Source organism: Allobosea sp. FG18 (genome assembly GCF_057809495.1).
The window spans coordinates 1-3117 of the sequence record NZ_JBMDKB010000068.1 but is presented as its reverse complement, the minus strand read 5'-3'; the positions used below and the strand labels follow the sequence as shown (position 1 = coordinate 3117).

General features: G+C 60.9%; 2 protein-coding genes and 2 pseudogenes. All 4 read right to left on the bottom strand.

The window, feature by feature from the left end:
* Positions 1 to 311: 311 nt before the first annotated feature.
* Complete coding sequence (locus ACODTJ_RS28985; protein ID WP_488851674.1) at positions 312 to 692, bottom strand: ATP-binding domain-containing protein; 381 nt, start codon at positions 690 to 692, stop codon at positions 312 to 314.
* Between the two features lie 276 nt (positions 693 to 968).
* A pseudogene (locus ACODTJ_RS28980) lies at positions 969 to 2042 on the bottom strand (AAA family ATPase); the annotation flags it as partial.
* Between the two features lie 395 nt (positions 2043 to 2437).
* A complete protein-coding gene (locus ACODTJ_RS28975; RefSeq protein WP_488851672.1) occupies positions 2438 to 2890 on the bottom strand; it encodes a VPA1267 family protein in 453 nt (150 codons plus the stop codon).
* A pseudogene (locus tag ACODTJ_RS28970) lies at positions 2890 to 3117 on the bottom strand (hypothetical protein); the annotation flags it as partial. The gene ACODTJ_RS28975 and the pseudogene ACODTJ_RS28970, both read right to left, overlap by 1 nt.

Genomic DNA, 3117 nt, shown 5'->3' with positions numbered 1-3117 from the left:
AAATAGGAACTTTCGCAATTTGGTGCGTGAGTGAGTGATCGTCTCAGGTGAGGCTGCTGAGGCTTAGGCTCGGATATTTCGGTGCACACCACTCAGCAGTCTTTTGGTGCGGGCTTTTGCCGCACACGCTTCGCTACTGCCTCTGAGAAAATGGTGCGCAAATCCGGGCCATATGCGGGTCGGCCGACCGGCTGTGAACCTGTAAAGATGCACGGGACGCTTTCGTAACGCGATCGATTCCCATGAAAGCGCCCCGACAATCCGCGATTGCCCCGGCTGCGCAACCCGGACCAGCTGCGCCGGGGCAACCGCTAACCGCCGCAGCCTGTCGCAACGGCAACTGGGCGATTGAGGCGGTGGCCCAGAATATATCGCAGTCCTATCTGTCGGCTGGCTGATATTCCTTCGGCTCGCACGGCACTCTCGAAGGCCTTGCGGTCTCCTACGAGGACCACCTGTTGCTGGGCCCGTGTCGCCGCAGTGTACAGCATGGTGCGATCAAGCAAACGGCTCCTGGTCACTGGCATGATGACCCGCGGGAACTGCGAGCCCTGGGCCTTATGCACCGTGATGGCATACGCGTGCTCCAGGTTGCCGATCGCGCCTCCCGAGATGACCCTCGTTTCGCCATCAAAATCGACGCGCAGTTCGTCCGCTCCAACCGCAACTACAGTGCCGAGGCTGCCGTTCATAAGTTCGAGGTCGTAGTCGTTACGTACCCAAATGACAGGCTCGCCGGCCAAAAACTGCCCCGGCTCTCGGCCATGGTCTTCGGCGAAGCTGTGGAACAAATTGTTGATGCCAGCGACCCCCGCGTTTCCCGTCCGCAATGCGCTGATGATCTGGGTACCGGTCGCTCCCAGCTCTGCTCGTAGCTGAACTAAGCGGTCGGGGATTTCCTGGTCAGCGCATTCGATAAAGCTGACTCCGGGGTTGGGACCGGCATAACCAACGAACGCTGGCAGTTCGCCAACGCGAATGGATCGTGCCACGGCGGGAATGCCAGTGGAGTCAGCTTGACGATGTACCTGGAGCAGATGCGTTTTTGGGATCGGGCTTTCCGGCTCAGCTAGGACATGAAGTACCAAGCCAAACCCGATCGGGGGAATCTGGCCCGGATCGCCGACCAACATCAATCGCGTATCTGGAGGCAGCTTCTTTAAGAGACGATAGAACAGCGGGAGGTCGAGCATGCTGGCTTCATCAATGATGACCAAGGCTCCCGAGAGGGCATCGAGCTCAATGGTGCCGTCCGCGATCCGATTGATGAAGCCAGCAATGGTCATCGCTGGTCGGCCGGTAGTCTCCTTCATGCGCTGGGCAGCTCGGCCCGCCAGCGCGATCTGGTAGACCGAACTGAGCTGACGCTCGCAAATGTCGTGCACTGCCCGGAGCGCCGTTGTCTTTCCAGTGCCTGCCCCGCCCGTGAGCAGGGACAGGGGCATTCGAACGGCGGCAGCGACGGCTGCTCGCTGTTCCTGGTTCATGGAATAGCCGAGGCGCTGCTCGAAGCGATCCAACTCTCTGGCGATTTCACTGGTGCCGAGGGCGGATGTGAAGGGCATCTGACCCTGGCCACCCAAGCGGGTGACCACCTGGTTGGCAAGAAAGGTTTCCATGGCGGCGGCGCCGGCGCCTACGATCAATCCGCCGCACGGGAGAACCGCGTTGTCCTCTATCGCGAGCCTCAGCGCTGTGGCCGCGGATTCCTCACTGCTGTCCAAGAGAGAGCGGATGCCGACAAGCAACTCAGCCTTTTCGGTGGCGGTGTGCCCGCCTTCAAGCCGGGCATAGACAGCTGCTTCGACACCGGCAACCAGTCTCCTGGGGTCATCCAGTGGCACGCCTATCGCCCGAGCAAGAGCTTCGACCTGCCTCCATGGCAGGAAGGCCAGGAGCCTGTATGGGTTTTCCTTAGCCTTCTCGGGCAACGCGTTTCCGTAGATCGCTGCGAGAGGCGCTGCGATCTTTCGAGGCAGCCCGTGCGCATCCAGCCAGCGGTAGGTTCCTGCTTCGAGCGTCTGTTCGGCCCACGCAAGCATTGCCGCCCGCGCAAGCTCCGCGCTGACGATGGGATTGAGGCTGTGAGGGTCGCCCCCGTCGAGTAGATCGTAAAGCCGATCGCCGAAAGCCTCGTACAGTTGGCGTGCTCTGACCTTCCCAATTCCCGGGCAAGCGGGGCTACAAAGGAAGCTGATCACCATCTCGCCGGTGGGGCGTTCCAGGATGGCTGAGGACGCTTGCAATTGGGGGCCATGCTCAGGGTGGCGGACAATGGAGCCATGCAGTTCCCACGTCTCTCCCAACCTCGGTGGCCGCGGCATCGCATCGCCATTGGTGAGGATGCGCATGCGCAAGCCATCCGGAGAGCGACCCGTAAAGATCGCGCCGCCGTGTCGCCCTATCCAGTGAATGGCCTCAACGGCAAAAGATCCGATCACACTATTACCCGCCGCCCGGACAGCATGATCTGCTCAATATGCTCCAGTCGTCGGAGGCGATCCCTGAGCCCAGTGATCTCGGCCATCTGTGCAGCGATGCGCTCGTCTCGTCTTTTAATCTCCTGCTCCAAGCGGCGCGTCTTGTCGTCGGCGGCAGCAGGATGATGCTGCGCCTGGACGCTGGCATCGGTAGCGCCTCTATCTCGTTCCACTCGCGGCTCCAGGACGCCAGTTTGGTGCAGGCGACCCTCAAGCTCAAAGAAAAGAGCTTTCGCCGCTGGATTCTGGGCGAACACGGACCTTCCAAACCCGCAAGCGCTAGCGATGGCGCTCCGGTTCAACTGCCCATTTGTAATGAAGGCGGCCCAGTCCTCTGGACGTCTGATTTCGTCAGCCCAAGCTCGCAGTTTGCGGACGTTCGCCTCGGCAATCTGGCGGCCATTGGCCATCAGGCATCCCCCTCATCGGCTACGGATGCAAGGCGAAGAGGTGTGACGGGATCCGGAATGGCCTTGATGTCGGCAAGCTTGCTCAACGCCGCCTGGTGGGCCTCGAAAAAGCGCCGATATGCGCGCATTCCGCCAATCTCGCCCACGGCCATGATCATGGCCCTGTGTGACGCAATCAGAAGTGCATTTTCCTCCGTGAGCTCTTTGATACGCAAGTTCGCTCGGGC

What these genes read in the sequence shown, in the direction of transcription:
- ACODTJ_RS28985 (WP_488851674.1), bottom strand. Translation starts at nt 692, where the DNA reads ATGAACGGCAGCCTCGGCACTGTAGTTGCGGTTGGAGCGGACGAACTG.
- ACODTJ_RS28975 (WP_488851672.1), bottom strand. Translation starts at nt 2,890, where the DNA reads ATGGCCAATGGCCGCCAGATTGCCGAGGCGAACGTCCGCAAACTGCGA.